The organism is Mesorhizobium sp. SARCC-RB16n, assembly GCF_008520305.1.
In the GTDB taxonomy this organism is placed as follows: Bacteria; Pseudomonadota; Alphaproteobacteria; order Rhizobiales; family Rhizobiaceae; genus Mesorhizobium.
This window is the reverse complement of record NZ_ML703253.1, coordinates 181,771-203,862: the sequence shown is the minus strand read 5'-3', so window position 1 is coordinate 203,862 and position 22,092 is coordinate 181,771. Positions and strand designations below refer to the sequence as shown.

Below are 22,092 nucleotides of genomic sequence, written 5' to 3'. Positions count from 1 at the left end.
CGCTGCAAAAGCCTGGCTATAAGGTGTAAGAACAAGGGAACAAGAAAATGACCAAAGTCATCCGGAACGGCACCATCGTCACCGCCGACCGCACGTGGAAGGCCGATGTGCTGATGCAGCACGGCAAGATCGTCGCCATCGGTTCCAACCTGCATGGCGACCATGAGTTCGACGCCACGGGCTGCTACATCATGCCGGGCGGCATCGATCCGCACACCCATCTCGAAATGCCGTTCATGGGCACCTATTCGGCCGACGATTTCGAATCCGGCACGCGCGCGGCCCTTGCCGGCGGCACGACGATGGTGGTCGACTTCTGCCTGCCGGCGCCGCAGCAATCGCTACTCGAAGCCTTGCAGATGTGGGACAACAAGACCTCAAAGGCGGCGTGCGACTATTCGTTCCACATGGCGATCACCTGGTGGGGCAAGCAGGTGTTCGACGAGATGGCCACCGTGGTGGACAAGGGCATCACTTCGTTCAAGCATTTCATGGCCTACAAGGGCGCGCTGATGGTCGACGACGACGAGATGTACGCGTCGTTCCAGCGCTGTGCCGATCTCGGTGCGCTGCCGCTGGTGCATGCCGAAAACGGCGATGTGGTCGCGGCCCTGTCGCAGAAGCTGCTCGCCGCCGGCAACAATGGCCCGGAAGGCCATGCCTATTCGCGCCCACCGGAAGTGGAAGGCGAGGCAACCAACCGCGCCATCATGATCGCCGATATGGCCGGCGTGCCGCTCTATGTCGTGCATGTCTCCTGCGAGCAGAGCCATGAGGCGATCCGCCGGGCGCGCCAGAAGGGCATGCGCGTGTTCGGCGAGCCGCTGATCCAGCACCTGACGCTGGACGAGAGCGAATATTTCGACAAGGACTGGGACCATGCGGCGCGCCGCGTGATGAGCCCGCCCTTCCGCAACAAGCTGCACCAGGATTCGCTGTGGGCCGGCCTGCAGGCCGGATCGCTGCAGGTGGTGGCGACCGACCATTGCGCCTTCACCACCGACCAGAAGCGTTTCGGCGTCGGCAATTTCACCAAGATCCCCAACGGCACAGGCGGTCTCGAGGACCGGCTGCCGGTGCTATGGACCCGGGGCGTCAACACTGGGCGGCTGACGATGAACGAGTTCGTCGCCGTGACCTCGACCAACATCGCCAAGATCCTCAACATGTATCCGAAAAAGGGCGCCATCGTCGAAGGTGCGGATGCCGACATCATCGTCTGGGATCCGAAGCGCAAGAAGACAATCTCGGCCAAGAAGCAGCAGTCGGTCATCGACTACAACGTGTTCGAAGGCGTCGAGGTGACCGGCCTGCCGCGCTTCGTGTTCTCGCGCGGCGCGCTGTCGATCGAGGAGGCCGAGGTCAAGGCGAAGCCCGGCCACGGTGAGTTCGTTGGCCGTGAGCCGAACGCGGCCGTGAACAGGGCGCTGTCGACCTGGAAAGAGATCACCGCGCCGCGCAAGGTGGAACGCACCGGCATTCCGGCGACCGGGGTTTGAGGATGCGGGCTCTTGCTCCCGCCATGGCGGCAACCGCGATACTGATCGCCAGGCAGGTCTTGGACGGCAATGCCCATGGGAAATTGTCTCGGTGCCAATGATTGCCGAGGGGCGGCGTCGGTCTGAGGCAATTGTCCTGCCTGCGTTCCTCAGCAGGACTGGCCACCCGCCAACACCGGTCTCAGGCGACCAACGCATCCAGTTCCGGCAGCAGGACGACGCTTTCCTGTTCGTTGGGATCGGTGCGGGCAATGACGGCCGAAGACGGAGCGTTGCTCAGATTGGCCGGCAAATGCGGCACGCCGGCAGGAATGTAGAAGAGGTCGCCGGCCTTGACGACGATGTGGTGCTCCAGCCGGTCGCCATACCAGGTATGGACCTCGCCGGAGAGCACGTAGATCGCCGTTTCATGGTTCTCATGCAGATGCGCCTTGGCGCGGGCGCCGGGGGGCATGGTGAGCACGTGCATACAGATGCCGGAGGAGCCGACGGACTCCGTGGCGATGCCGGCGAAATAGGTCAGACCCTGCTTGCCTTCATAAGTGCTTTCAGGGCGGATAAGATGACAAGTGGGTTTAGGCGACATCGGGAAACTCCGGGCGTCGGTTGAGTGGAACAAAGTCAGCAGGACTGAAGGCCAATGGGACGGGTCGAATGGAAAACAATATCGCGATAAAAGCAATCGGAATCGGGACGGCGCCGCGGGAACAGGCAGGCCGCAACCGATGAGGGGACCTTCGCCAGCCGTCGTTTCGGCAAGCAAACTTGGCCTCACCTTCCAGACCAATGACGGCCCGGTGCAGGCGCTGTCCAATGTCGACCTGACCATCGGCAAGGGTGAGTTCGTCTCCTTCATCGGGCCGTCGGGCTGCGGCAAGACCACTTTGCTGCGCGTCATCGCCGACTTGGAAAGGCCGACTTCGGGGGCGATTTCAGTCAACGGCATGACAGCTGAACAGGCGCGCGAGAAACGCGCCTATGGCTATGTCTTCCAGGCCGCCGCCCTGTTTCCCTGGCGCACCATCGAACGCAATGTCGCGCTGCCGCTGGAAATCATGGGTCTGTCCAGGACCGAGCAAGCGGAGCGCATCAAGCGCACGCTCGACCTCGTCAATCTCAGTGGCTTCGAGAAGAAATATCCCTGGCAGCTTTCCGGCGGCATGCAGCAGCGCGCCTCGATCGCCCGTGCGCTGGCCTTCGACGCCGACCTCCTGTTGATGGATGAGCCATTCGGCGCGCTGGACGAGATCGTGCGCGACCACCTCAACGAGCAATTGCTGCAACTGTGGGGCCGGACCAACAAGACCATCTGCTTCGTCACCCACTCCATTCCCGAGGCGGTCTATCTGTCGACGCGCATCGTCGTCATGTCACCGCGTCCTGGCCGGGTCAGCGACATCATCGAATCGACGCTGCCGAAGGAGCGGCCGCTCGACATCCGCGAGACGCCGGAATTCCTGGCGATCGCCGCGCGGGTGCGGGATGGGTTGAGGGCAGGGCACAGTTATGATGATTGAGCGCCTTCACGAAGGAGCGGCCAACAACGCCTTCGTCATCCTAGGGCGAAGCAGGCGCGAAGTCGCCTGCGCAGACCCTAGGATCCATGCCGTGACATTGGCCGAGGGGCGCAAACGGTTCAGGATATCCACCGGGCAGAGCGAGGCGAAGGGAGCCATATTCCGCACCGTCGCGGAGCGCAGAGGTAACGGCATGGATCCTAGGGTCTGCGCCGCGTCGCTTCGCTCCTTGCTTCGCCCTAGGATGACGAAGGCGTGTGGCCCGCGAGGGCAACGCCATGGATAGCTTCCGTGACAAGATCATCCCGGTGACCTCGATCCTGGCTGGCGTGGTCGTGCTCTGGTATGTTTTCGCCGTCATCCTCAACGCGCCGTTCCAGCGCGATCTCGACACCCGCGCAAACGAAACGCCAGGCACTGTCGAGTTCATCGGCAAGACGCTATCGCAGCCGAAGCCGACGCTCCCGGCGCCGCATCAGGTGGCGGTGAATTTCTTCGAGAACACTTTCCTGCGGCCCATCAACTCGAACCGCAGTCTCGTCTACAACGCCTGGATAACGCTGTCCTCGACACTGCTCGGCTTTGCCTTCGGCACCGCGCTCGGCATCGTCATTGCCGTCGGCATCGTCCATGTGGCGACGCTCGACCGCAGCCTGATGCCGTGGATCATCGCTTCGCAGACCATTCCGATCCTTGCGGTGGCGCCGATGATCATCGTCGTGCTAGCGGCGATCGGCATTACCGGGCTGATCCCGAAGGCAATGATCTCGACTTATCTGTCGTTCTTTCCGGTGACAGTCGGCATGGTGAAGGGACTGCGCTCGCCCGAACTCATGCACCTCGACCTGATGCACACCTACAATGCCAGCCGCGCGCAGACCTTCTGGAAGCTGCGTGTTCCAGCGTCGGTGCCGTTCCTGTTCACCTCGATGAAGGTGGCTGTGGCGGCAAGCCTGGTCGGCGCCATCGTCGGCGAGCTGCCGACCGGCGCGGTCGCCGGCATCGGCGCCAAGCTGCTGGCCGGCGCCTATTACAGCCAGTCCATCGTCATCTGGTCGGCGCTGGTGGCAGGTTCGATCGTTGCGGCACTTCTCGTCATGGTGGTCGGCATTGCCGGGCGCCTCGTCGATCGCGCCATGGGCGGGAGGACGGCATGAATCGGCTGAAACCTTCGTGGCAGGCGGTTCTGGCGATCTTGCTTTGCCTGATCGCGGTTGCGCTCGGAGCGATCGCAGCGCCAAAAATTGATTCGCTGGCGCAGCCCGTGGGGACGTTGATCTATCCCTATGGAGCGGCGACTTGGCTCATCTTCGGCGCGCTGCTTCTCGCCGCTTTGATCTCCATGGCCAAATTACCGCCCATGATCGAAGCTGTCGTGCTTTTTATCGGGGCGCATCTGGCAGCCTGGTTGCTCATCAGGGGCATTGCCGGCTTCGAAGGTCTGGCGCGGGCGCCATATTTCCTGCTGCTCGCGTCCGCCTGGCTGCTTGGCTGGCGTTGTGTCGCGGTCTTGTCTGGACTGCGCCCGACGGCAAGCTGGGCACGGACCGCGCTGCGCCTGATCATTCCGGCCATCTTCGGCGCCTGGATCCTGATCATCTGGGAAGCGGTGACGCGGGGCGCCGGCATTCCTTTCATCCTGCTGCCGCCGCCAAGCGCCATTGGCGTGCGCATAGCCAATTCGCTGCCGGTGCTCGGAGCCGACGTTCGGCAGACGATCTTCAAGGCGGTGCTCTTCGGCTATGTGGTGGGCAGCGGCGCCGGCTTCATCACCGCCATCCTCGCCGATCGCGTTCCGTTCCTGCGGCGCGGGCTCTTGCCGATCGGCAACATGGTCTCGGCGCTGCCGATCATCGGCGTGGCGCCGATCATGGTGATGTGGTTCGGTTTCGACTGGCAGTCCAAGGCGGCTGTCGTCATCATCATGACCTTCTTCCCGATGCTGGTGAACACGGTCGCCGGGCTCGCCGCGTCCGGCCATATGGAGCGCGACCTGATGCGCACCTATGCGTCCGGCTATTGGCCGACGCTCATCAAGCTGCGGCTGCCGGCGGCGGCGCCTTTCATCTTCAACGCGCTGAAGATCAACTCGACGCTGGCGCTGATCGGCGCCATCGTCGCCGAGTTCTTCGGCACGCCCGTCGTCGGCATGGGATTCCGCATTTCGACCGAGGTCGGGCGGATGAACATCGACATGGTCTGGGCCGAAATCGCAGTTGCAGCACTTGCGGGTTCGGTCTTTTATGGCGTGGTCGCCCTTGTCGAAAGGGCCGTCACGTTTTGGCATCCCTCTGTCCGTGGTGGATAGGGGCGGTGGGTTTAGGGCACTAACTTCAGAGGGTAAAAAAATGAAAAGACTTATTATTCCAGTTCTGGCCGGCGCGATGTCGCTGGCCGCGTTCCAGGCGATGGCCGCCGACAAGGTGACCTTGCAGCTGAAATGGGTCACGCAGGCTCAGTTTGCCGGCTACTATGTCGCCAAGGCCAAGGGTTTCTATGACGCCGAGGGTCTCGACGTCGACATCAAGCCGGGCGGTCCCGACATCGCGCCCGAGCAGGTGATCGCCGGCGGCGGCGCCGACGTCATCGTCGACTGGATGGGCGGCGCCCTGGCCGCACGCGAAAAGGGCGTGCCGCTGGTCAACATCGCCCAGCCGTTCAAGAAGGCCGGCATGGAGCTGGTCTGCCCGAAGGACGGCCCGATCAAGAGCGAAGCCGACTTCAAGGGTCATACGCTGGGCGTCTGGTTCTTCGGCAATGAATATCCGTTCTATGCCTGGATGAACAAGCTTGGCCTCAAGACCGATGGCGGCCCCGATGGCGTCACCGTGCTGAAGCAGAGTTTCGACGTGCAGCCGCTGATCCAGAAGCAGGCGGATTGCATCTCGGTCATGACCTATAACGAGTACTGGCAGCTGATCGACGCCGGCTACAAGCCCGAACAGCTGACCGTGTTCAACTACTCGGCGATGGGCAACGACCTGCTCGAGGACGGCCTCTATGCGTCGGAAGACAAGCTCAAGGACCCGGCCTTCGAGGACAAGATGGTGCGTTTCGTGCGCGCTTCGATGAAGGGCTGGAAATACGCGGTCGACCACAATGACGAGGCGGCAGGCATCGTCATGGACGGCGGTGGCCAGGACGAGAACCACCAGAAGCGGATGATGAGCGAAGTCGCCAAGCTGATCGACAATGCCGACGGCAAGCTCGACCCGGCGACCTACGAACGCACCGCCAAGGCGCTGCTCGACCAGAAGATCATCACCAAGGAACCGAAAGGCGCCTATACCACCGCCATCACCGACAAGGCGGTCAAGTAAGCCTCGCAGACGCAATCAACAGCGCCTGCGACCGGCGGCTGACATCAAAAAGGGGCGGGCGACTGCCCCTTTTTCATGCGCTCCGATCACAAAACCGTGTCCGGGGATACATTGCGCCGCCCAGCCGTTGCACTGAAGCATCCGCGCGTCGGGGAGCCGCGACGGATGCTGCATTCAATCGGAGGTTCTTCATGCGCGCTCACTCCTTCCTGCCGGCCCTATCGGCGCTCGCCATTTCCACCGCTTTCCTGTTCGCGTCACCGGCCATGGCCGAGATGGTAAAATACAAGGCGACCCTCGATGGCGGCCAGCAGAGCCCGGCCGTCACAACCAAAGGCAAGGGGACGGCCACGTTCACCTTCGACACCACCAAGAAGAAGCTCAGCTGGAACGTGAAGTATTCCGGCCTTAGCGGTCCGGCGACGGCCGCGCACATCCACGGCCCGGCGGCAATGGGTGAAAACGCCGACCCCGTGATCCCGTTCAAAGGCAAGCTCAAGAGCCCGATCAAGGGATCGGCCACGCTGACGGATGCGCAGGCCGCTGACTTGGAGGCCGGCAAATATTACGTCAACGTGCACACGGCTGCCAACAAGGACGGCGAGATCCGCGGGCAGATCGAAAAGGCGATGTAGAAGCCGAGGCCGGCGGCATATAGAGGGGCGCCAGGAACTCGGCCTGGCGACCCTTAAGCCTTGTCGCGTATCTGTGTCATCGTCCGGGTCGGCGTGATCGCTTCAGGATCGAGCCTGATCTCGACGATCGCCGGCTTGCCGCTGGAGAGCGCACGCTCAAACGCCATTGCGAATTCCGCCGTCTTCTCCACCGTCTCGCCATGGCCGCCATAGGCGCGGGCAAGCGCGGCAAAATCGGGGTTCTTCAGATCGGTGCCGACGACACGGCCGGGATATTCGCGCTCCTGGTGCATGCGGATGGTGCCGTAAATGCCGTTGTTGACGACGATGACGACGATCGGCAGGTCGTACTGCACGGCGGTGGCGAATTCCTGCCCATTCATCAGGAAGCAGCCGTCGCCGGCAAATGCAACCACGGTGCGATCCGGATAAAGCGCCTTGGCGGCGACCGCCGCCGGCGTGCCATAGCCCATCGAGCCCGAGGTCGGTGCGCCCTGCGTGGCGAAACGGCGGAAGCGGTGGAAACGATGTACCCAGGTGGCGTAGTTGCCGGCGCCATTGGTCAGGATGGCGTCTTCGGGCAACATTTTTTCCAGATAGTCCATGATCGGACCCATCTGCACGGCGCCAGGGCCTGTCTGTGGTGGCGTCGACCATTCGAGATAGGCCGCGTGGTGCTTTGGCGTCTCGGCCGCCCATGCCGGCGTTTCGGCCGGCTTGCGCTTGGCGAAAGCCTCGACGAAAGCCGCCGGCGAGGCGTTAATGGCCAGCGTCGGGCGGTAGACCCGGCCGAGTTCGCCGGCGTCGGCATGGACGTGCACCAATGCCTGGTCGGGATAGGGGCTCTTCAGCAGCGTGTAGTCCGAAGACGGCATCTCGCCCATGCGGCCGCCGATCAAGAGAACGACGTCGGCCTGCTTGATCGCCGCCGCCAGCTTCGGATTGATGCCGATGCCGACATCGCCGGCATAGTTTTGATGAAGATTGTCGAACAACATCTGGCGGCGGAAGGAACAGCCGACAGGAAGCGACCAGGCCTCGGCGATCTCATGCATTCGCGCCACGGCGTCCGCGTTCCAGCGCGTGCCGCCAAGGATGACGAAGGGACGTTTCGCGCCGGCAAGCAGCATTTCCAGTGCGTCGAGTTCGGCCTCGCCGGGATAGGTCTCGACCGGCGTGTGCGCAAGTGCTTCCGGCGCATCGACCATGCTGGTCAGCATGTCCTCCGGCAGCGAGATGACGACCGGGCCGGGACGGCCCGACGTCGCCACGGCGAAGGCGCGGGTGACGAATTCGGGGATGCGCGAAGCGTCGTCGATCTCGACCACCCATTTGGCGATGTCGCCGAAGAACCTGACGTAATCAACCTCCTGAAAAGCCTCTCGCTCCTTGGCGTGGCTGGCGACCTGGCCGATGAACAGGATGAGCGGAACCGAATCCTGCATGGCGATGTGCACGCCGGCCGAAGCGTTGGTGGCGCCGGGGCCGCGGGTCACGAAGCAGATGCCGGGCTTGCCGGTCAGCCGGCCCTGGCAGTCGGCCATCATGGCAGCGCCGCCTTCCTGGCGGCAGACGATGGTGCGGATCGAGGAGTCATGCAGCGCGTCGAGCACCGCAAGATAGGATTCGCCCGGCACACAGAAGATACGGTCGGTGCCGTTGGCTTCGAGGGCGTCGACGATCAGTTGTCCACCGGTCTTCATTTCCCAGGCTTCTCCAGTTCGGCAAGGATTTCGTCAGTATGCTCGCCAAGGCGAGGCGAGGGGCGTTCATAGGTGAGCGGCGTGCCCGACATCACCATCGGCGCGCGCACCGATGGCAGGCGGTTGCCATGGCCGTCGTCGAGGTCGAGCCGCATGCCGCGCGCGATGGTCTGCGGATCGGCGAACATCTGGCCGATCGTATTGATCGGGCTCGCCGGCACGCTGGCCGCTTCGAGCTTGGCCAGCAGCGGATCGCGATCCCAGGTCTTCAGCGCCTCGACGATGCGTGCGCGCAGCGTGACCCGATTGGCGACACGCGCGGGATTGGTGGTGAAATCGGGATTGGCCGGCAAATCGTCCAGCCCGACCGCGGCGCAGAATTTGGCGAACTGGCCGTCATTGCCGACAGCCAGGATGATGTGGCCGTCCCTGACCGGAAGCACTTCGTACGGGGCAATGTTCATATGCGCATTGCCCATTTGCACCGGCGACTTGCCGGAGACGAGATAGTTCAGGTTCTGGTTGCCGAGCGCCGAGATCTGGGTGTCGAACAGCGCCATGTCGACGTGCTGGCCCTCGCCGGCCTGTTCGGCATGGCGAAGTGCCGCCTGGATGGCGACGACCGAATAAAGGCCGGTGAAGATATCCGAGATGGCGACGCCGGCCTTCTGCGGCTCGCGGCCGGCCTCGCCGGTGATCGACATCATGCCGGCCATGGCCTGGATGATGAAGTCGTAGCCGGCGCGCGGCGCATAGGGCCCGTCCTGACCGAAGCCGGTGATGGAGCAGTAGACCAGGCGAGGGTTGATCTCCTTCAGGCTGTCGTAGTCGAGCCCGTATTTCTTCAGCCCGCCGAGCTTGAAGTTCTCGATCAGCACATCCGCCGTCGCGACCAGCCGGCGCACCGTCTCGGCGCCTTCCGGCGTCGAGAAGTCGATGGCGATGGAACGCTTGCCGCGGTTGCAGGAATGGTAATAGGCGGCCGACAGGTTCTCGCCGTCGTGGCTCATGACGAAGGGCGGACCCCATTTGCGGGTGTCGTCGCCGCCATCGGGGCTCTCGACCTTGATGACATCGGCGCCGAGATCGGCGAGCAACTGCCCGGCCCAAGGCCCGGCAAGAATGCGGGCGAGTTCGACGACGCGGACGCCTTTCAGCGGGGGTTCGGCCATAAATCACCGTGGTTGCTGCAATCGTCCTGATTGCTGCGAAAGCAGAGCCTCTATCAAGCCCGGCAGCGGCTGTCACGGTCCTTGCAATGGGCCAACCCGTCACGCTTTCAAGACGGTGTCCGCCCAACTGGCGAAATCCGCCATGATGGTGTCACGGTTCACCTCGTTCAGGCTTTCGTGGCGGGTGTCGGCGTAAACCTTTGAAACCAGATTCGAAAAGCCCATCTTGCGCATGCGATTGGCGAGATGGGTGATGCCCTTGCCATAGTCCGAGGCAGGGTCTTTTTCGCCGCCGACGACGGCGACAGGGATGGCGCGACGGACGTCGGCAAAGCCTGCATCCTTGCCGCCGTTCAGCGCCATGGCGACGACATCGCGCCACATCGAAATGGAGGCATCCCAGCCGCAGAGTGGATCGGCGATGTATTTCGCCACCTCCGCCTCGTCGCGCGACAGCCAGTCGAACAGCGTGCGATGGTTGGGCACGGCCTTGCCCCAGGCCTGGAAGGTGAGTTTCGGCAGCAGGCGCGACGGAACATCGGAGCCCAGCCGCATCCGTTCCCAGGCGAGGATACCGAGCGCCACCTGGCCGAGCAGGCCTTGCGAAAAGTTACCGTTCCAGATCGCGGCGGCATGGATGCGGTTCGAATGGCGCAGCATGAAATTCAGCGCCACGGATGCGCCCATCGAGTGGCCGAAGAGGATCACCGGCAGGTCAGGCTGCTCGCGGGCAATGACATCGTGGACGGCGGCGACGTCGGCGATCACCTTGGCAGGACCGTCTTCCCGCGCAAACCGGCCGAGCGGTGCGTCGGGCGCCTTGGTCGCGCCGTGGCCGCGGTGGTCGTGGGCATAGACATGGAAGCCCCGGGCGGCCAGAAAACCGGCGAAGCGATCGTAGCGGGCGGCATGTTCGGCCAGGCCATGATTGATCTGGACCACCGCGCGCGGACGGCTGTCGGCCTGCCGGACATACAGATTGAGGTCGGCGCCGGTCGGCGAGCGAACCACGCGCTGCTGGCTGAATGTCATGCCGGCTGGTCTCCCCCTGGTTCCGCCCTTGTGATGTCTAAACTGTGTGCGCCGGTGCCAGATTTGCGTCAATCCGGCCTGCCTGCTTTTCCGCGACGATCTTTCTTGCTACGAGCCTGCAAAATATCGCAATTCTGACATGGAGACAGCTTCAGTCTGTCGCCCACTTTCCAGCAGGGGATTCTCCATGCGCATTGCTGTTGTTTTCGGATTGGCCTTGCTGGCGGGATCGCTGGCAGGCGCGGCGCATGCCGACGTCAAGATGAGCGGCACGTTCGTGGCCGACGCGGCCTGTCCGGCGACGCAGGCGATCAAGAACGGAAAGAACCCCGGCAATGTCTCGACCGATGCCGGACAGAGCTATCAACTGCTTGCCAGCAACAAGGACACACCGACCCACTACCTCATCCTGGTGCCGGGCGCCGATCCCGAGCGCCGCTGGGTGAAGGTGAGCTGCGGTCACCTCTCGGGCAGCAGCGCCGCGACCGTGCCGGCGGCCCCGGATGGGCAAGGCAAGCCCGCCGCCTCGGGAAAACCCGAATATGTCTTCGCGCTGAGCTGGCAGCCGGCCTTCTGCGAGACCAAGTCGAACAAGACCGAATGCAAGGCGCAAAGTCCTGGCGAATTCGATGCGACCAATTTCACGCTGCACGGTCTGTGGCCGCAGCCGAACGGCAACTTCTATTGTCAGGCTTCGGCCAGCGACAAGGCCAATGACAATCCGGCCCACTGGCAGAACCTGCCACCGGTCAACCTCGATGCCGATACCCGCGCGGAGCTCGACAAGGTGATGCCGGGCACCGCCTCGAAGCTGGAACGGCATGAATGGATCAAGCACGGCACCTGCTATGGCAAAAGCCAGCAGGAGTATTTTTCCGATGCCCTTCATTTGATGCGCGAGGTCAACAGCTCGCCCGTGCGCGACCTCTTCGCCAAAAATATCGGTGGCAAGCTGACCGCGGATCAGATCCGCAGTGCCTTCGATCAGGCCTTCGGCGCGGGGGCAGGGGACCGGGTGCGTGTGTCCTGCCTTATCGATCCGTCGAGTGGCCGGCGGCTGATCGGCGAACTGACGCTCGGTCTGGCCGGCCCGATCGGCCCCAACAGCTCGCTCAAGGACCTGCTGCTGGCCTCGGTGCCGACCAACAAGGCCGGTTGCCCGACGGGCACGGTCGATCCGATCGGTTTCCAGTAAGCCGGCGCGGCGTTTCCACCGTCGGCGAAACGACGCAGTGCCTGGCCGACCTGTTCGCGCTCGCCGACCAGCGCCTTTACAAGGCGAAATCGACCGGACGCGACCGCGTCGTCGGCGAACCGGGTGGGCAAGAGGCCGGCGCCGCCATTGCCTGGACCAGGTCCGCTCAGATTTAGCTCTCTCCGCGGCGTGTGGTTGGCTCGACGTGGCAAAAGCGATTGCCGTTCGCCGCCGCATCGCCTACATAGCGGCCAACCTCCATTCAATTCGGCAAATCCAGTCAGTTTTTCAGGGAAAGCGCGCGTGGCACGCCAGTTCATCTATCACATGTCCGGCCTGTCGAAGGCCTACGGCACCAAGAAGGTGCTCGATAACGTTCATTTGTCCTTCTATCCGGACGCCAAGATCGGCATCCTCGGCCCCAACGGCTCGGGCAAGTCCACGATCCTGCGCATCATGGCCGGGCTCGACAAAGAGTTTCAGGGCGAGGCCTGGCTGGCAGAGGGCGCGACCGTCGGCTACCTCGCGCAGGAGCCGCAGCTCGACAACAGCAAGACCGTGATGGAAAACGTCATGGACGGCGTTGCCAGGAAGACTGCCATCATCGAGCGCTACAACGAGCTGATGATGAACTATTCCGACGAGACGGCTGACGAGTCGGCCAAGCTCCAGGACGAGATGGACCGGCTCAATTTGTGGGATCTTGAGCAGCAGGTCGAGATGGCGATGGACGCGCTGCAGTGTCCGCCGCCCGATTCCGAGGTGACCAACCTGTCCGGCGGCGAGCGTCGCCGCGTCGCGCTGTGCCGGCTGCTTCTGCAACAGCCCCATCTGCTTCTGCTGGACGAACCGACCAACCATCTCGACGCCGAGACCACGGCGTGGCTGGAAAAGCATCTGCGCGACTATCCGGGCTCGGTGCTGATCATCACCCACGACCGCTACTTCCTCGACAACGTCACCGGCTGGATTCTCGAACTCGATCGTGGCCGTGGCATCCCGTACGAGGGCAACTACACCAGATATCTCGACGCCAAGGCCAAGCGCCTGATCCAGGAAGGCCGCGAGGACGACGCCCGCCAGAAGTCGATCTGGCGCGAGCGCGAGTGGATCCAATCCTCGCCTAAGGCCCGCCAGACCAAGTCCAAGGCGCGCATCAAGGCCTATGAGGAACTGGTCGAGCAGTCACAGAACCGCAAGCCGACCGACACGCAGATCGTCATTCCGTCGAGCGAGCGTCTCGGCAATGTCGTCATCGAGGTCGAAGGCCTCAACAAGGGCTTCGGCGACGAGCTTTTGATCGAGAACCTGTCGTTCAGGTTGCCACCGGGCGGCATTGTCGGCGTCATCGGCCCGAACGGCGCCGGCAAGACGACGCTGTTCAAGACGTTCACCGGCCAGGAGAAGCCGGATGCGGGCACCGTCCGCATCGGCGAGACGGTCAAGCTCGGCTATGTCGACCAGAGCCGCGACGCACTCGATGCCAACAAGACGGTGTGGGAAGAGATCTCCGGCGGTGCCGAGGTCATCAAGCTCGGCAAGCATGAAATCAACAGCCGCGCCTACTGCTCCTCCTTCAACTTCCGTGGCGGCGACCAGCAGCAGAAGGTCGGCAATCTCTCGGGCGGTCAGCGCAACCGCGTGCACCTCGCCAAGATGCTGAAGGGCGGCGGCAATGTGCTGCTGCTCGACGAGCCGACCAACGACCTCGACACCGAAACGCTGGGCGCGCTGGAAGACGCGCTGGAAGCCTATGCAGGCTGCGCGGTCATCATCAGCCACGACCGCATGTTCCTCGACCGCATGGCCACCCACATGCTCGCCTTCGAGGGCGACGCGCATGTCGAATGGTTCGAAGGCAATTTCGAGGAATACGAGAAGGACAAGCTGCGCCGCATGGGCGCGGAAGCGGCGGCTCCGCACCGTATGACGCACAAGCGGCTGACGCGGTAAGGACTTCATCGGGCGGCGAATTTCTCAGGGATACGAGGAGAGCTCAAATGGCTGATTGGTCCGCCGCCCAATATCTGAAATTCGAGGACGAGCGCACGCGGCCGGCGCGTGATCTCGCAGCTCAAGTGCCGGTCGACTTTCCACGCCGCGTCGTCGACATCGGTTGCGGGCCCGGCAATTCGACCGAACTTCTGGTCGAGCGTTGGCCGGATGCGCAAGTGAGTGGCTTCGACACCTCTCCCGACATGATCGAGAAGGCTAGGGCGCGCCTGCCCAATGTCAGCTTCGACCTTGCCGATGCGTCGACATGGCAGCCGGCCGAGCCTGTCAACGTCATCTTCGCCAACGCCGTGTTCCAGTGGCTGCCCACGCATCCGGCGGTGTTCCAGCGGCTGATGGGTTTTCTGGCGCCTGGCGGCGCGCTGGCCATTCAGATGCCTGACAATATGGCCGAGGATTCGCATCGCCTGATGCGGGAGACCGCGGCGGAAGTGCCTTTCGCGGCAAAGATGGAGGGCGCGGCGCGTGCGCCGCTGCCGCCAGTGTCGTTCTATTACGACCTGTTGTCGCCGCTCTCCGCTCGGCTCGATATCTGGCACACCACCTACAACCATCCGCTGGCCGATGCCGAGGCGATCGTCGAATGGGTCAAGGCCACGGGGCTGAAGCCGTTCCTCGATCCGCTGGAAGCTGACGAGCGCAAGCTGTTCCTCGACAGCTATACGGCCAAGATCGCCAAGGCCTACCCCAAGACGGCTGACGGCAAGGTGCTGCTGCGTTTCCCCCGCATTTTCATTGTCGCCAAGCAGGCCGGCTAGGCTTGCGTAAACCTTGGTTTAAGCCGGCGTAAACCGGCCCAGTGAGAAAAGTATTGCGCCGAAGCGTTTCGGCGCCCACATGAAGCCGCATCGCCTGCGGATGGGACGGACTGAAACATGCATCGCGTCATCATCAGCGGCATCGGCGCTGAAATCCCCAAGCCTGTCATCACGAATGAGGAACTGGTCGCCAGTTTCAACGCCTGGGTCGACACGGAGAACGCGCGACGCCAGGCTGCCGGCGAGACGCTGCTGCAGAAATCGGATGCCGACTTCATCGTCCATGCCTCGGGCGTGCGCGCCCGCCACGTGATCGAACGGGAAGGCATTCTCGACCCGACCCGCATGACGCCGCTCATTCCCGCGCGCCCCGACGATGCGCTCTCGCTGCAGGCGGAATTCGGCGTCGCTTCGGCTGGGAAGGCGATCGAGCACGCCGGCATCGAGGCGTCGGACATCGATCTGGTGATCTGCTCGTCCTCGCATCAGCAGAGGCCGTATCCAGCGATCGCCATCGAAATGCAGGAGGCGCTGGGTACGAAGGGCGCGGGCTTCGACATGGGGCTTGGCTGTTCGTCCGCGGCGGCGGCGCTGCACATGGCAGTCAATTTGGTGCGCTCGGGCGCACACAAGCGCATCCTGGTGGCCACGCCCGAGATCATCACCGGCCATCTCAATTTCCGCGACAGGCAGACGCATTTCATCTTCGGGGACGCTTCGGTGTCGATGGTGGTGGAGGGGCTCGCCCAGGGCGAGAAGCGCCCGAGCCGCTTCGAGGTGCTGGACACGCGCATCTGGACGCAGATGTCGAACAACATCCGCACCAATCTCGGCTATCACACCCGCACCGCCCAGGATGATCCCTACATGATCGACCTGGAGGGCAATCTCATCAAGCAGGTCGGCAACAAGGTGTTCAAGGAAGTTACCGTCGCTGGCCACAAATTCATCGTCGAATTCCTGGCCGAACACGGGCTGACGCCGGAGGCGATCAGACGCTTCTGGCTGCATCAGGCCAATGCGCGCATGAATGCGATGATCCTGAAGCTGGCATTCGGCCACGATGTCGGCCATGACCGCGCGCCCATGGTGCTGGAGCGGCTCGGCAACACGGCGGGCGCCGGCGCCATCATCGCGCTGTCGGAGAACCATGCCGACATGAAACCTGGCGATTTCGGCCTGATCTGTGCTTTCGGCGCGGGGTATTCGATCGGCGGCGCGCTCTTGCGCATGCTCTGATTGGAGAACGCTGCGCCCCGTCAGGCCGGCGTGAAGGGAACCAGCATCGGCACCCGCTTGGCGTAGTCGTCATAAGCGGGGCCGAGTTCGCCGCGCAGGAAACGCTCCTCCAGCCTCGCCTTCACGACGACGCCGATGATGAGCAGAGCCGTGCCTGCAATGCCCCAGATCGTTCCCTTTGCCGCCATGGTGGCGAGCACCGACAGCAGCCCGGTATAGATCGGATGCCGGACCAGACGATAGGGACCGGTGTCGACCACGCGGTGATCCGCCTTGGCGGTGACCGTGGCGGACCACAACCGCCCGAGATGCAGGCGCGCCCACCAGGCGAAGGCGATACCAACCGCGATCAGGGCAACGCAGGCCCAGGCTTCGGCAAGGGTCGGCGTCCACAATCTCAGCCTGCCTTCATAGCCATGCGCTGGAACGAACAGCAGGACGGTGCCGGCCAGCCAGAAGACGCGATAGCGGGCCTCCGCCCCGATGGTGGCGCGTTTCTGCGCCGGATCGGCCCAGGATGCGGCGAGGATCCAGGATACCACCCAGAACAGCCAGAGCGCTGCGATGGCGTGTCCAACCTGCATTCCGAACCTCCTCCCGATTTGGCGCCACCGTATATATCGGTGGCGCGGCGGCAATGCGACGCCGCGCTGGTTTTCGGTAAGAAGGTTGTGATCGAACGGTCAACGGCTGACGTCTATTCATTGGAGCAACTGAACATCCACTGTACGCCGAAGGCGTCGACCAGCATGCCGAAGCTGGTCCCCCAATATTGCCGGGCAAACGGCACGGTGATCCGCCCGTCCGTGGCCATGCGGGCGAAAAGGTGCTGGCGGGCGAAAACCTCTGGCGCTGCGGCGGGCCCATCGAATTCCAGCATCATCGCGGAGCCCTTCATCGGCTCCGCGTCGTCATTGTCCGAGGCGTGGAACAGGACACCCGGGCCTTCGAAACGGGCATGCAGGACCTTTCCGCGCATGGCTTCGGTGCGCACCGGCATGTTGTTATCACCCCAGCGCCGCAGGATCGTTCCCCGGCCAAGGCCGCATTGTTCGTAGAAGGCCAGCGCAGGCTCGCAGTTGGTGGTGAAGAACAGCGAAGGGGAGAGCCGCATCATTCTGTTCATCACTGCGCGGCGGCGGTAGCGGCCGCGATCAGCGCGTCGCCTGTATATTGCCGATCACCGATGCCCCAGCCGCCATCGGGCGCGTTGACGATGTTGACCCAGGTGTTTTCAGCTTGGTGTTCCGGGACGCAGAGTTCGGCAACAATTCTTGCGGCGGCGTTGATAAAGGTCTTGCGGGCTTCGACCGAGTCAAGGCCGATATTGGGCAGCTTCAACTCGACCATGACGACGGGCCGGTTGGCGCCGCCCGCATAGATGTGGTGCGACGGCAGGATGTGAACCGTGCCGCCGACGATCGCGGTCAAGAATGAATTGCCGGTGGCGCCGGAGGCCTCGATGAGGGCGGCGCTCAGGCGCGGCAGGATTTCGTGTTCTCCGCCAGAGGTCAGTACGCCTTCCGGCGCGGTCACGGTGATCGGCATTGCTTTTCTCCTCGGGTTGCACGGCCCTCGCCGGGAAGTCATCTTCCGGTTTGCCTAGTTTCGTATCAATTGATATGATATGCGGGAAGGGCGAGTCAACAGGTTTCGTATCGATCACTATGGAAAATTCAAACAAGGCACGCGGCGGCAGGCCGCGCGCATTCGACCTCGAGCAGGCGCTCGATGCCGCCATGCATCTTTTCTGGGAGCATGGCTATGAAGCGACGTCGCTGGCGATGCTGCGCGAGGCGATGGGGCTGACGCCGCCACAGATTTACAACGCCTTCACCGACAAGGAGACTTTGTTCCGCAAGGCGTTGATGCGCTACCACGAGACCGAGATCGGCTTCGCGCTCGAAGCGCTGAGCGCGCCGGTGTCGACGGGGGAGGCGATACGATGCTTGCTGATCGGCGCTGCGGAGGCCTATTCCAGGCCCGGCAAGCCGGGCGGATGCCTTTTCGTCAGCGGCGCGCTGGCAGCTTCACCACAGGCGCAAGCCATCGCGGATGAACTCAGGACCTATCGCAAGGCAAGCGAGGCGGCGATCGCGGCGCGGCTGGCCAAAGGCAAGGCAGAAGGCGACTTGCCGGATAACCTCTCCGTCGAAGACTTGGCTAGATATGTTGCAGGCGTCATGAACGGCATGTCGATCCAGGCACGGGATGGCGCGTCGGTCGAAGACTTGCGCGTTTTGGCCCAAACCGCTCTTGCGGCCTTGCCGGCCGAAGGGCAAAACCGGGGCGCATCATCCAAGGAACGAAGCCATGCTGGAACTCTTCCCCGAGGCTGAAAAGCCGGTCGAAATCATCCCGGGAAAGAAGCTTTCCGCCCGTGCGACGGGGCTGTATGTCGCGCCAGCGGACCATTTCCAGACGCGTCCGGTGGACGAATTGCGGCTCGGCTTCGACGGCATATCAGGCGATTTCCATGCCGGGTCGACGCGGCGCTCGGGCGGACGCGAGCCATGGTACCCACGCGGCACCGAGATGCGCAACGAAAGGCAGCTATCCATCGTGGCTGCGGACGAACTGGCCATCGTCGCCGAGCGGATGGGGCTGGCCGAAATCAAGCCCGAGTGGATCGGTGCCAATCTGGTGATCGAAGACGTGCCGCATCTGTCGATGCTGCCGGCCGGCACGCTGCTGTTCTTCAAAGGCGGCGTGACCCTCAAGGTCGATGCCCAGAACGGACCGTGCCGCATCGCAGGGCGATCGATCGCCGAGAACGCCGGAATGCCCGACGTCGAAGCCGGTGCGCTATTGTTTCCCAAGGCTGCGAAGCGGTTGCGCGGCGTGGTCGCCTGGGTTGAAAAGCCCGGCATCGTCAGGGCCGGCGAAGAGATTTCGGTGCGCGTGCCGGAGCAATGGATCTACAAGGCATAGCTACGCCGCTCCGGGGGCGGCGCAGCAAAACACCAGATGTCAGCCCTTGCGGTTCTTGTTGGCGCCTTGCGCCATGACGGAAACGTGGTCCCACTTGTCCCAGGTGGCGAGGCGGTTGGCGTATTCCTTGCGTATCATTGGCAAGCCGCCATCGCCGAAGAAGACCCGCAGCGGCGGCTCGTCGGCATCGACGATGGCCAGCATGGCCGGACCGGTCGCCTCGGGATCGCCGGCGACCGAGTTGGCGCGGCGCTCGGCCATCTTGGCGCGGGCAGGCGCATAGGCCTCGATCGGCTTGGAGACCTTGGCCGATGCTCCCGACCAGTCGGTGGAGAAACCGCCCGGCTCAACAAGCGTGACATGAATGCCGAATTCCGCCACCTCGATGCTGAGCGACTGGCTGAAGGCTTCTAGCGCCCATTTCGAGGCATGGTAGAGGCCGAGCGAGGCAAAGGCGTTGACGCCGCCGATCGACGAGATCTGGATGATGTGGCCGGACCGCTGCGCCCGCATGATCGGCAGGGCGGCCTGGGTGACCCACAGCGCGCCAAACACATTGGTCTCGATCTGGTCGCGGGCTTCCTGCTCGCTGACTTCCTCGATGGCGCCGAAATGGCCGTAGCCGGCATTGTTGATTACGACGTCGAGCCGGCCAAAGCGCTTATGCGCCTCGGCGACCGCGGCATCGACGGCTTTCTTGTCGGTGACATCGAGCTTTATTGCGGCGATGTTGTCGCCGTATTTTGCGACCAGATCGGCGAGCGTGCCGACGTCACGGGCGGTCGCGGCGACGCGGTCGCCGCGCGCCAATGCGGCCTCGGCCCAGACGCGGCCAAAACCCTTGGACGATCCGGTGATGAACCAAACCTTTGATGTCATGATGTGGAATCCCTGCCCCTGCGGGCGCAATTTCTGGATGAAAGCGGAGGCTTCTCCGCTTTCGGGCATATACGGCCTATCCCGTGATTTTCCAGAGGCGAGGGGAAATCTTTTTGAACCTGGCGCTTTCCCGTAGAACAAGAAATCGTGTGGATCAGGGGTAGTTCACCAAACTCGACCAGGCCGGGTCGTCGTGCTTTTGCCAATAGAGCGCCATCAGCCGGCTGGTGATCGGCCCGACCTTGCCGTCCGCGACGTCGGCACCGTCGATCTCCGTCACCGGCATGATGCCGCCGGCAGTCGAGGTGATGAAGACTTCGTCGGCGGCCTTGAGCGCGGCTACGCTGACATCGGCGGCCTTAGCGGTGAGCCCTTCCTCGCCACAGAGGTCAAAGACGGTGCGGCGGGTGATGCCTGGCAGCACGCCAATGGCCGGTGTCGACAGCCTGCCGTCCTTGACGCAGAAGACGTTGAAGCCTGGGCCTTCGGCGACATTGCCGTTGAAGTCGAGAATAAGGGCCGTCTCGGCGCCGCGATCATAGGCATCGTAAAGACCGCGCACGAGGTCGAGCCAATGATAGTTCTTGATCGCCGGATCGATCGAGGCCGGCGGAATGCGCATCTTGTCGCTGATGGCGACACGCAGGCCGCGCTGCAACTGCTCGGCATTGGCGACCGAGCCGAAAGGCACGGCGAACGCCATGAAGCGGTTGATCGCCTGGCGCGGGTCGCGGCTGAAGGTCGGCGAAGCACCGCGCGTGCACAGCATTTCGACATAGGCGGCGCGGTGACCCGACAGTGCGACGCAATTGTGCAGGATCTGGGCCACGCCGTCGCGATCGAACGGGATCGTCATGCGCAGCTTTTGCAAACCGCCGAAAAAGCGGTCGAGATGGAGATCGAGACGGAAGAAGCGACCGTTCCAGACATGCACCGTATCGTAGGTGGCGTCGGAATGCAGAAAACCCCAATCCAGCACCGAGACCTTGGCCTGCGACATCGGCAGGTACTGGCCGTCGAGGAAGGCAATGCCGTCGGGATAGGAATACGGGTCGACATGGCGGTCGCTCACCATAGGCAGCGGCGGTATATCCTGTGCGATTTGGCTCATCGGCAGCTCCTAGCCTTGGCGTCACAAGCTATCGGCAGCAGGCCGAACGCATAGAGCCAGCACTCCGACTTCAGTCGTCCTCGAGATAAAGATCGGCCAGCGTCGCGAGGTGAGGGCGATCCCACCCGCAATGGCGTTATTCCTCCTCGTCATCGGCGTCGAGCAGACGTGTCGCGCGCCAGCGCGTGAGCACGATGTTGGTCCGCTCGATGACGAAGAAGCGCGCCGAGTCGCGGTCATAGCCCTCGGCCAGAAGCTTTTCATAGTCGGTGTGCATGTGACGGATATGGGCGATCGTTGCCAGCCAGACCGCGATCGCCGGCGGCAAGGTCTTCATATGCACCGAGCCGGCGTCGGCGCGGATCTTCTCCATGTCGGCATAGGGCGCCAGCGGCAGAAGTGCAGTCAGCGCCTTGGCGATGGCGCGGCGGCGGCCGGTCGGCGCGGTCATCGCTCCTCGCGCCCCTCAACGGTCGCCTCCGATATTGCATCGGTCGAGGCGAAATAAGGTTTGATGTCGATGACCGGCGTGCCGTCGAGCACGTCGATGGCGTCGAGGTCGATGCGCCCGGTGGCAATGTCCAAGCCGACGAGCTTGGCTACATGCAGGCCGATTGGGTTCGGCCGGGCAGGGGAGCGCAGGCCGAATACGCCTTTTGCCTCAGTCGCATGGCGGGGTTTCTGCACAAGCAGATTCCGTGGCGCGTGATGCAGCCAGGATAGGATGACGACGTGGCTGGCGCGTTCCAGCCCGCGCAGGCCTGCACGATAAGGCGCATCGATGGTCAGCACCGCGGGCTGTCCGGCCTCGCGTGCGGCGCGCATATTCTTCGGGCAGCTTTCCCGGGTGGTCCATGGCGAGGCGATGCGGCCGATGAAGACGATGCCGCCGTCCGGCGCCATCGTTGCCGGATCCTGGGCCAGCCTCTGCTCGCCTTCGCGTGCCTCGAACATCTCACGCGGCCCTGTCATTGCCTGTCCCTGTCCTGGTGCATGCCATCGTCTCGAATCGCCAGACGTTTCGGGGTGACTTGGACCGGGAAATCACGCATGCGGCATTTTCTGGTCCGGAAGCGACATAGCGCTTG

Annotated in this window: 23 protein-coding genes; 12 read left to right on the top strand and 11 right to left on the bottom strand. The window is 63.3% G+C overall.

Features of this window, described 5'->3' with window-relative positions; translation table 11 throughout:
• The first annotated feature begins 47 nt into the window (after window positions 1-47).
• Window positions 48-1,499 (top strand): dihydropyrimidinase, encoded by a 1,452-nt coding sequence (gene hydA / locus C7I87_RS01020; protein WP_149902439.1) that lies wholly within the window; start codon window positions 48-50, stop codon window positions 1,497-1,499.
• A 181-nt stretch (window positions 1,500-1,680) separates the two neighbouring features.
• Here the strand turns inward: hydA and C7I87_RS01015 are convergent, their stop codons facing one another.
• Window positions 1,681-2,085 carry a cupin domain-containing protein gene (locus C7I87_RS01015; RefSeq protein ID WP_015317160.1) on the bottom strand — a complete coding sequence of 135 codons (405 nt, stop codon included), beginning with the start codon at window positions 2,083-2,085 and terminating at the stop codon, window positions 1,681-1,683.
• 139 nt (window positions 2,086-2,224) lie between these two features.
• Between C7I87_RS01015 and C7I87_RS01010 the strand changes: the two genes are divergently transcribed.
• The 5 genes from C7I87_RS01010 to C7I87_RS00985 all read left to right on the top strand — a co-directional run bounded on the left by C7I87_RS01010 (window position 2,225) and on the right by C7I87_RS00985 (window position 6,971).
• Complete coding sequence (locus C7I87_RS01010; RefSeq protein ID WP_149902438.1) at window positions 2,225-3,016, top strand: ABC transporter ATP-binding protein; 792 nt, start codon at window positions 2,225-2,227, stop codon at window positions 3,014-3,016.
• Between the two features lie 278 nt (window positions 3,017-3,294).
• Entirely contained in the window at window positions 3,295-4,173 is an 879-nt protein-coding gene (locus C7I87_RS01000; RefSeq protein WP_149902437.1) for an ABC transporter permease, read from the top strand.
• Complete coding sequence (locus C7I87_RS00995) at window positions 4,170-5,324, top strand: ABC transporter permease (protein WP_149902436.1); 1,155 nt, start codon at window positions 4,170-4,172, stop codon at window positions 5,322-5,324. Before C7I87_RS01000 ends, C7I87_RS00995 begins: the two co-directional genes overlap by 4 nt.
• A gap of 40 nt (window positions 5,325-5,364) precedes the next feature.
• Window positions 5,365-6,336 (top strand): ABC transporter substrate-binding protein, encoded by a 972-nt coding sequence (locus C7I87_RS00990; RefSeq protein WP_149902435.1) that lies wholly within the window; start codon window positions 5,365-5,367, stop codon window positions 6,334-6,336.
• 191 nt (window positions 6,337-6,527) lie between these two features.
• Entirely contained in the window at window positions 6,528-6,971 is a 444-nt protein-coding gene (locus tag C7I87_RS00985; RefSeq protein ID WP_149902434.1) for a CHRD domain-containing protein, read from the top strand.
• A gap of 53 nt (window positions 6,972-7,024) precedes the next feature.
• Here C7I87_RS00985 and C7I87_RS00980 read toward each other — a convergent pair whose 3' ends face one another.
• The 3 genes from C7I87_RS00980 to C7I87_RS00970 form a co-directional block, all read right to left on the bottom strand.
• Window positions 7,025-8,674, bottom strand: coding sequence for a thiamine pyrophosphate-binding protein (locus C7I87_RS00980; protein WP_149902433.1), 1,650 nt, complete (start codon window positions 8,672-8,674; stop codon window positions 7,025-7,027).
• A complete protein-coding gene (locus C7I87_RS00975; protein ID WP_149902432.1) occupies window positions 8,671-9,846 on the bottom strand; it encodes a CaiB/BaiF CoA transferase family protein in 1,176 nt (391 codons plus the stop codon). Before C7I87_RS00975 ends, C7I87_RS00980 begins: the two co-directional genes overlap by 4 nt.
• 99 nt (window positions 9,847-9,945) lie before the next feature.
• Window positions 9,946-10,878: an alpha/beta fold hydrolase gene (locus tag C7I87_RS00970; protein WP_149902431.1), complete on the bottom strand. Its 933-nt coding sequence runs from the start codon at window positions 10,876-10,878 to the stop codon at window positions 9,946-9,948.
• A gap of 187 nt (window positions 10,879-11,065) precedes the next feature.
• Between C7I87_RS00970 and C7I87_RS00965 the strand changes: the two genes are divergently transcribed.
• The 4 genes from C7I87_RS00965 (at window position 11,066) to C7I87_RS00945 (ending at window position 16,083) form a co-directional block, all read left to right on the top strand.
• Window positions 11,066-12,073 carry a ribonuclease T2 family protein gene (locus tag C7I87_RS00965; RefSeq protein ID WP_149902430.1) on the top strand — a complete coding sequence of 336 codons (1,008 nt, stop codon included), beginning with the start codon at window positions 11,066-11,068 and terminating at the stop codon, window positions 12,071-12,073.
• Window positions 12,074-12,376: 303 nt separating this feature from the next.
• Complete coding sequence (gene ettA, locus C7I87_RS00955) at window positions 12,377-14,026, top strand: energy-dependent translational throttle protein EttA (protein ID WP_149902429.1); 1,650 nt, start codon at window positions 12,377-12,379, stop codon at window positions 14,024-14,026.
• Window positions 14,027-14,073: 47 nt separating this feature from the next.
• Window positions 14,074-14,844 carry a trans-aconitate 2-methyltransferase gene (tam, locus tag C7I87_RS00950; protein WP_149902428.1) on the top strand — a complete coding sequence of 257 codons (771 nt, stop codon included), beginning with the start codon at window positions 14,074-14,076 and terminating at the stop codon, window positions 14,842-14,844.
• A 117-nt stretch (window positions 14,845-14,961) separates the two neighbouring features.
• Window positions 14,962-16,083 carry a beta-ketoacyl-ACP synthase III gene (locus tag C7I87_RS00945; RefSeq protein WP_149902427.1) on the top strand — a complete coding sequence of 374 codons (1,122 nt, stop codon included), beginning with the start codon at window positions 14,962-14,964 and terminating at the stop codon, window positions 16,081-16,083.
• Window positions 16,084-16,103: 20 nt separating this feature from the next.
• Here the strand turns inward: C7I87_RS00945 and C7I87_RS00940 are convergent, their stop codons facing one another.
• From C7I87_RS00940 to C7I87_RS00930, 3 genes are all read right to left on the bottom strand, one after another.
• Complete coding sequence (locus C7I87_RS00940; RefSeq protein WP_149902426.1) at window positions 16,104-16,667, bottom strand: methyltransferase family protein; 564 nt, start codon at window positions 16,665-16,667, stop codon at window positions 16,104-16,106.
• Between the two features lie 113 nt (window positions 16,668-16,780).
• Window positions 16,781-17,197 carry a VOC family protein gene (locus C7I87_RS00935; RefSeq protein ID WP_149902617.1) on the bottom strand — a complete coding sequence of 139 codons (417 nt, stop codon included), beginning with the start codon at window positions 17,195-17,197 and terminating at the stop codon, window positions 16,781-16,783.
• 11 nt (window positions 17,198-17,208) lie between these two features.
• Window positions 17,209-17,631, bottom strand: coding sequence for a hypothetical protein (locus tag C7I87_RS00930; RefSeq protein WP_149902425.1), 423 nt, complete (start codon window positions 17,629-17,631; stop codon window positions 17,209-17,211).
• Between the two features lie 74 nt (window positions 17,632-17,705).
• Here C7I87_RS00930 and C7I87_RS00925 point away from each other — a divergent pair, with 74 nt between their 5' ends.
• Window positions 17,706-18,422 (top strand): TetR/AcrR family transcriptional regulator, encoded by a 717-nt coding sequence (locus C7I87_RS00925; RefSeq protein ID WP_306440413.1) that lies wholly within the window; start codon window positions 17,706-17,708, stop codon window positions 18,420-18,422.
• Window positions 18,397-19,014, top strand: coding sequence for an MOSC domain-containing protein (locus tag C7I87_RS00920; protein WP_149902423.1), 618 nt, complete (start codon window positions 18,397-18,399; stop codon window positions 19,012-19,014). The genes C7I87_RS00925 and C7I87_RS00920 overlap by 26 nt, the downstream gene beginning before the upstream one ends.
• A 39-nt stretch (window positions 19,015-19,053) precedes the next feature.
• Here the strand turns inward: C7I87_RS00920 and C7I87_RS00915 are convergent, their stop codons facing one another.
• From C7I87_RS00915 to tsaA, 4 genes are all read right to left on the bottom strand, one after another.
• Window positions 19,054-19,893 carry an SDR family oxidoreductase gene (locus tag C7I87_RS00915; RefSeq protein ID WP_149902422.1) on the bottom strand — a complete coding sequence of 280 codons (840 nt, stop codon included), beginning with the start codon at window positions 19,891-19,893 and terminating at the stop codon, window positions 19,054-19,056.
• 154 nt (window positions 19,894-20,047) lie between these two features.
• A complete protein-coding gene (locus C7I87_RS00910; protein ID WP_149902421.1) occupies window positions 20,048-21,004 on the bottom strand; it encodes a D-amino acid aminotransferase in 957 nt (318 codons plus the stop codon).
• A 136-nt stretch (window positions 21,005-21,140) separates the two neighbouring features.
• Entirely contained in the window at window positions 21,141-21,455 is a 315-nt protein-coding gene (locus C7I87_RS00905) for a DUF2293 domain-containing protein (protein ID WP_149902420.1), read from the bottom strand.
• Window positions 21,452-21,976: a tRNA (N6-threonylcarbamoyladenosine(37)-N6)-methyltransferase TrmO gene (gene tsaA, locus C7I87_RS00900; protein WP_149902419.1), complete on the bottom strand. Its 525-nt coding sequence runs from the start codon at window positions 21,974-21,976 to the stop codon at window positions 21,452-21,454. Before tsaA ends, C7I87_RS00905 begins: the two co-directional genes overlap by 4 nt.
• Window positions 21,977-22,092: the final 116 nt, after the last annotated feature.

Bases quoted from the DNA above. Each gene is read 5' to 3' on its own strand.
- hydA (WP_149902439.1), top strand. From the start codon at position 48: ATGACCAAAGTCATCCGGAACGGCACCATCGTCACCGCCGACCGCACG.
- C7I87_RS01015 (WP_015317160.1), bottom strand. From the start codon at position 2,085: ATGTCGCCTAAACCCACTTGTCATCTTATCCGCCCTGAAAGCACTTAT.
- C7I87_RS01010 (WP_149902438.1), top strand. From the start codon at position 2,225: ATGAGGGGACCTTCGCCAGCCGTCGTTTCGGCAAGCAAACTTGGCCTC.
- C7I87_RS01000 (WP_149902437.1), top strand. From the start codon at position 3,295: ATGGATAGCTTCCGTGACAAGATCATCCCGGTGACCTCGATCCTGGCT.
- C7I87_RS00995 (WP_149902436.1), top strand. From the start codon at position 4,170: ATGAATCGGCTGAAACCTTCGTGGCAGGCGGTTCTGGCGATCTTGCTT.
- C7I87_RS00990 (WP_149902435.1), top strand. From the start codon at position 5,365: ATGAAAAGACTTATTATTCCAGTTCTGGCCGGCGCGATGTCGCTGGCC.
- C7I87_RS00985 (WP_149902434.1), top strand. From the start codon at position 6,528: ATGCGCGCTCACTCCTTCCTGCCGGCCCTATCGGCGCTCGCCATTTCC.
- C7I87_RS00980 (WP_149902433.1), bottom strand. From the start codon at position 8,674: ATGAAGACCGGTGGACAACTGATCGTCGACGCCCTCGAAGCCAACGGC.
- C7I87_RS00975 (WP_149902432.1), bottom strand. From the start codon at position 9,846: ATGGCCGAACCCCCGCTGAAAGGCGTCCGCGTCGTCGAACTCGCCCGC.
- C7I87_RS00970 (WP_149902431.1), bottom strand. From the start codon at position 10,878: ATGACATTCAGCCAGCAGCGCGTGGTTCGCTCGCCGACCGGCGCCGAC.
- C7I87_RS00965 (WP_149902430.1), top strand. From the start codon at position 11,066: ATGCGCATTGCTGTTGTTTTCGGATTGGCCTTGCTGGCGGGATCGCTG.
- tam (WP_149902428.1), top strand. From the start codon at position 14,074: ATGGCTGATTGGTCCGCCGCCCAATATCTGAAATTCGAGGACGAGCGC.
- C7I87_RS00945 (WP_149902427.1), top strand. From the start codon at position 14,962: ATGCATCGCGTCATCATCAGCGGCATCGGCGCTGAAATCCCCAAGCCT.
- C7I87_RS00940 (WP_149902426.1), bottom strand. From the start codon at position 16,667: ATGCAGGTTGGACACGCCATCGCAGCGCTCTGGCTGTTCTGGGTGGTA.
- C7I87_RS00935 (WP_149902617.1), bottom strand. From the start codon at position 17,197: ATGCGGCTCTCCCCTTCGCTGTTCTTCACCACCAACTGCGAGCCTGCG.
- C7I87_RS00930 (WP_149902425.1), bottom strand. From the start codon at position 17,631: ATGCCGATCACCGTGACCGCGCCGGAAGGCGTACTGACCTCTGGCGGA.
- C7I87_RS00925 (WP_306440413.1), top strand. From the start codon at position 17,706: ATGATATGCGGGAAGGGCGAGTCAACAGGTTTCGTATCGATCACTATG.
- C7I87_RS00920 (WP_149902423.1), top strand. From the start codon at position 18,397: ATGCTGGAACTCTTCCCCGAGGCTGAAAAGCCGGTCGAAATCATCCCG.
- C7I87_RS00915 (WP_149902422.1), bottom strand. From the start codon at position 19,893: ATGACATCAAAGGTTTGGTTCATCACCGGATCGTCCAAGGGTTTTGGC.
- C7I87_RS00910 (WP_149902421.1), bottom strand. From the start codon at position 21,004: ATGAGCCAAATCGCACAGGATATACCGCCGCTGCCTATGGTGAGCGAC.
- C7I87_RS00905 (WP_149902420.1), bottom strand. From the start codon at position 21,455: ATGACCGCGCCGACCGGCCGCCGCCGCGCCATCGCCAAGGCGCTGACT.
- tsaA (WP_149902419.1), bottom strand. From the start codon at position 21,976: ATGACAGGGCCGCGTGAGATGTTCGAGGCACGCGAAGGCGAGCAGAGG.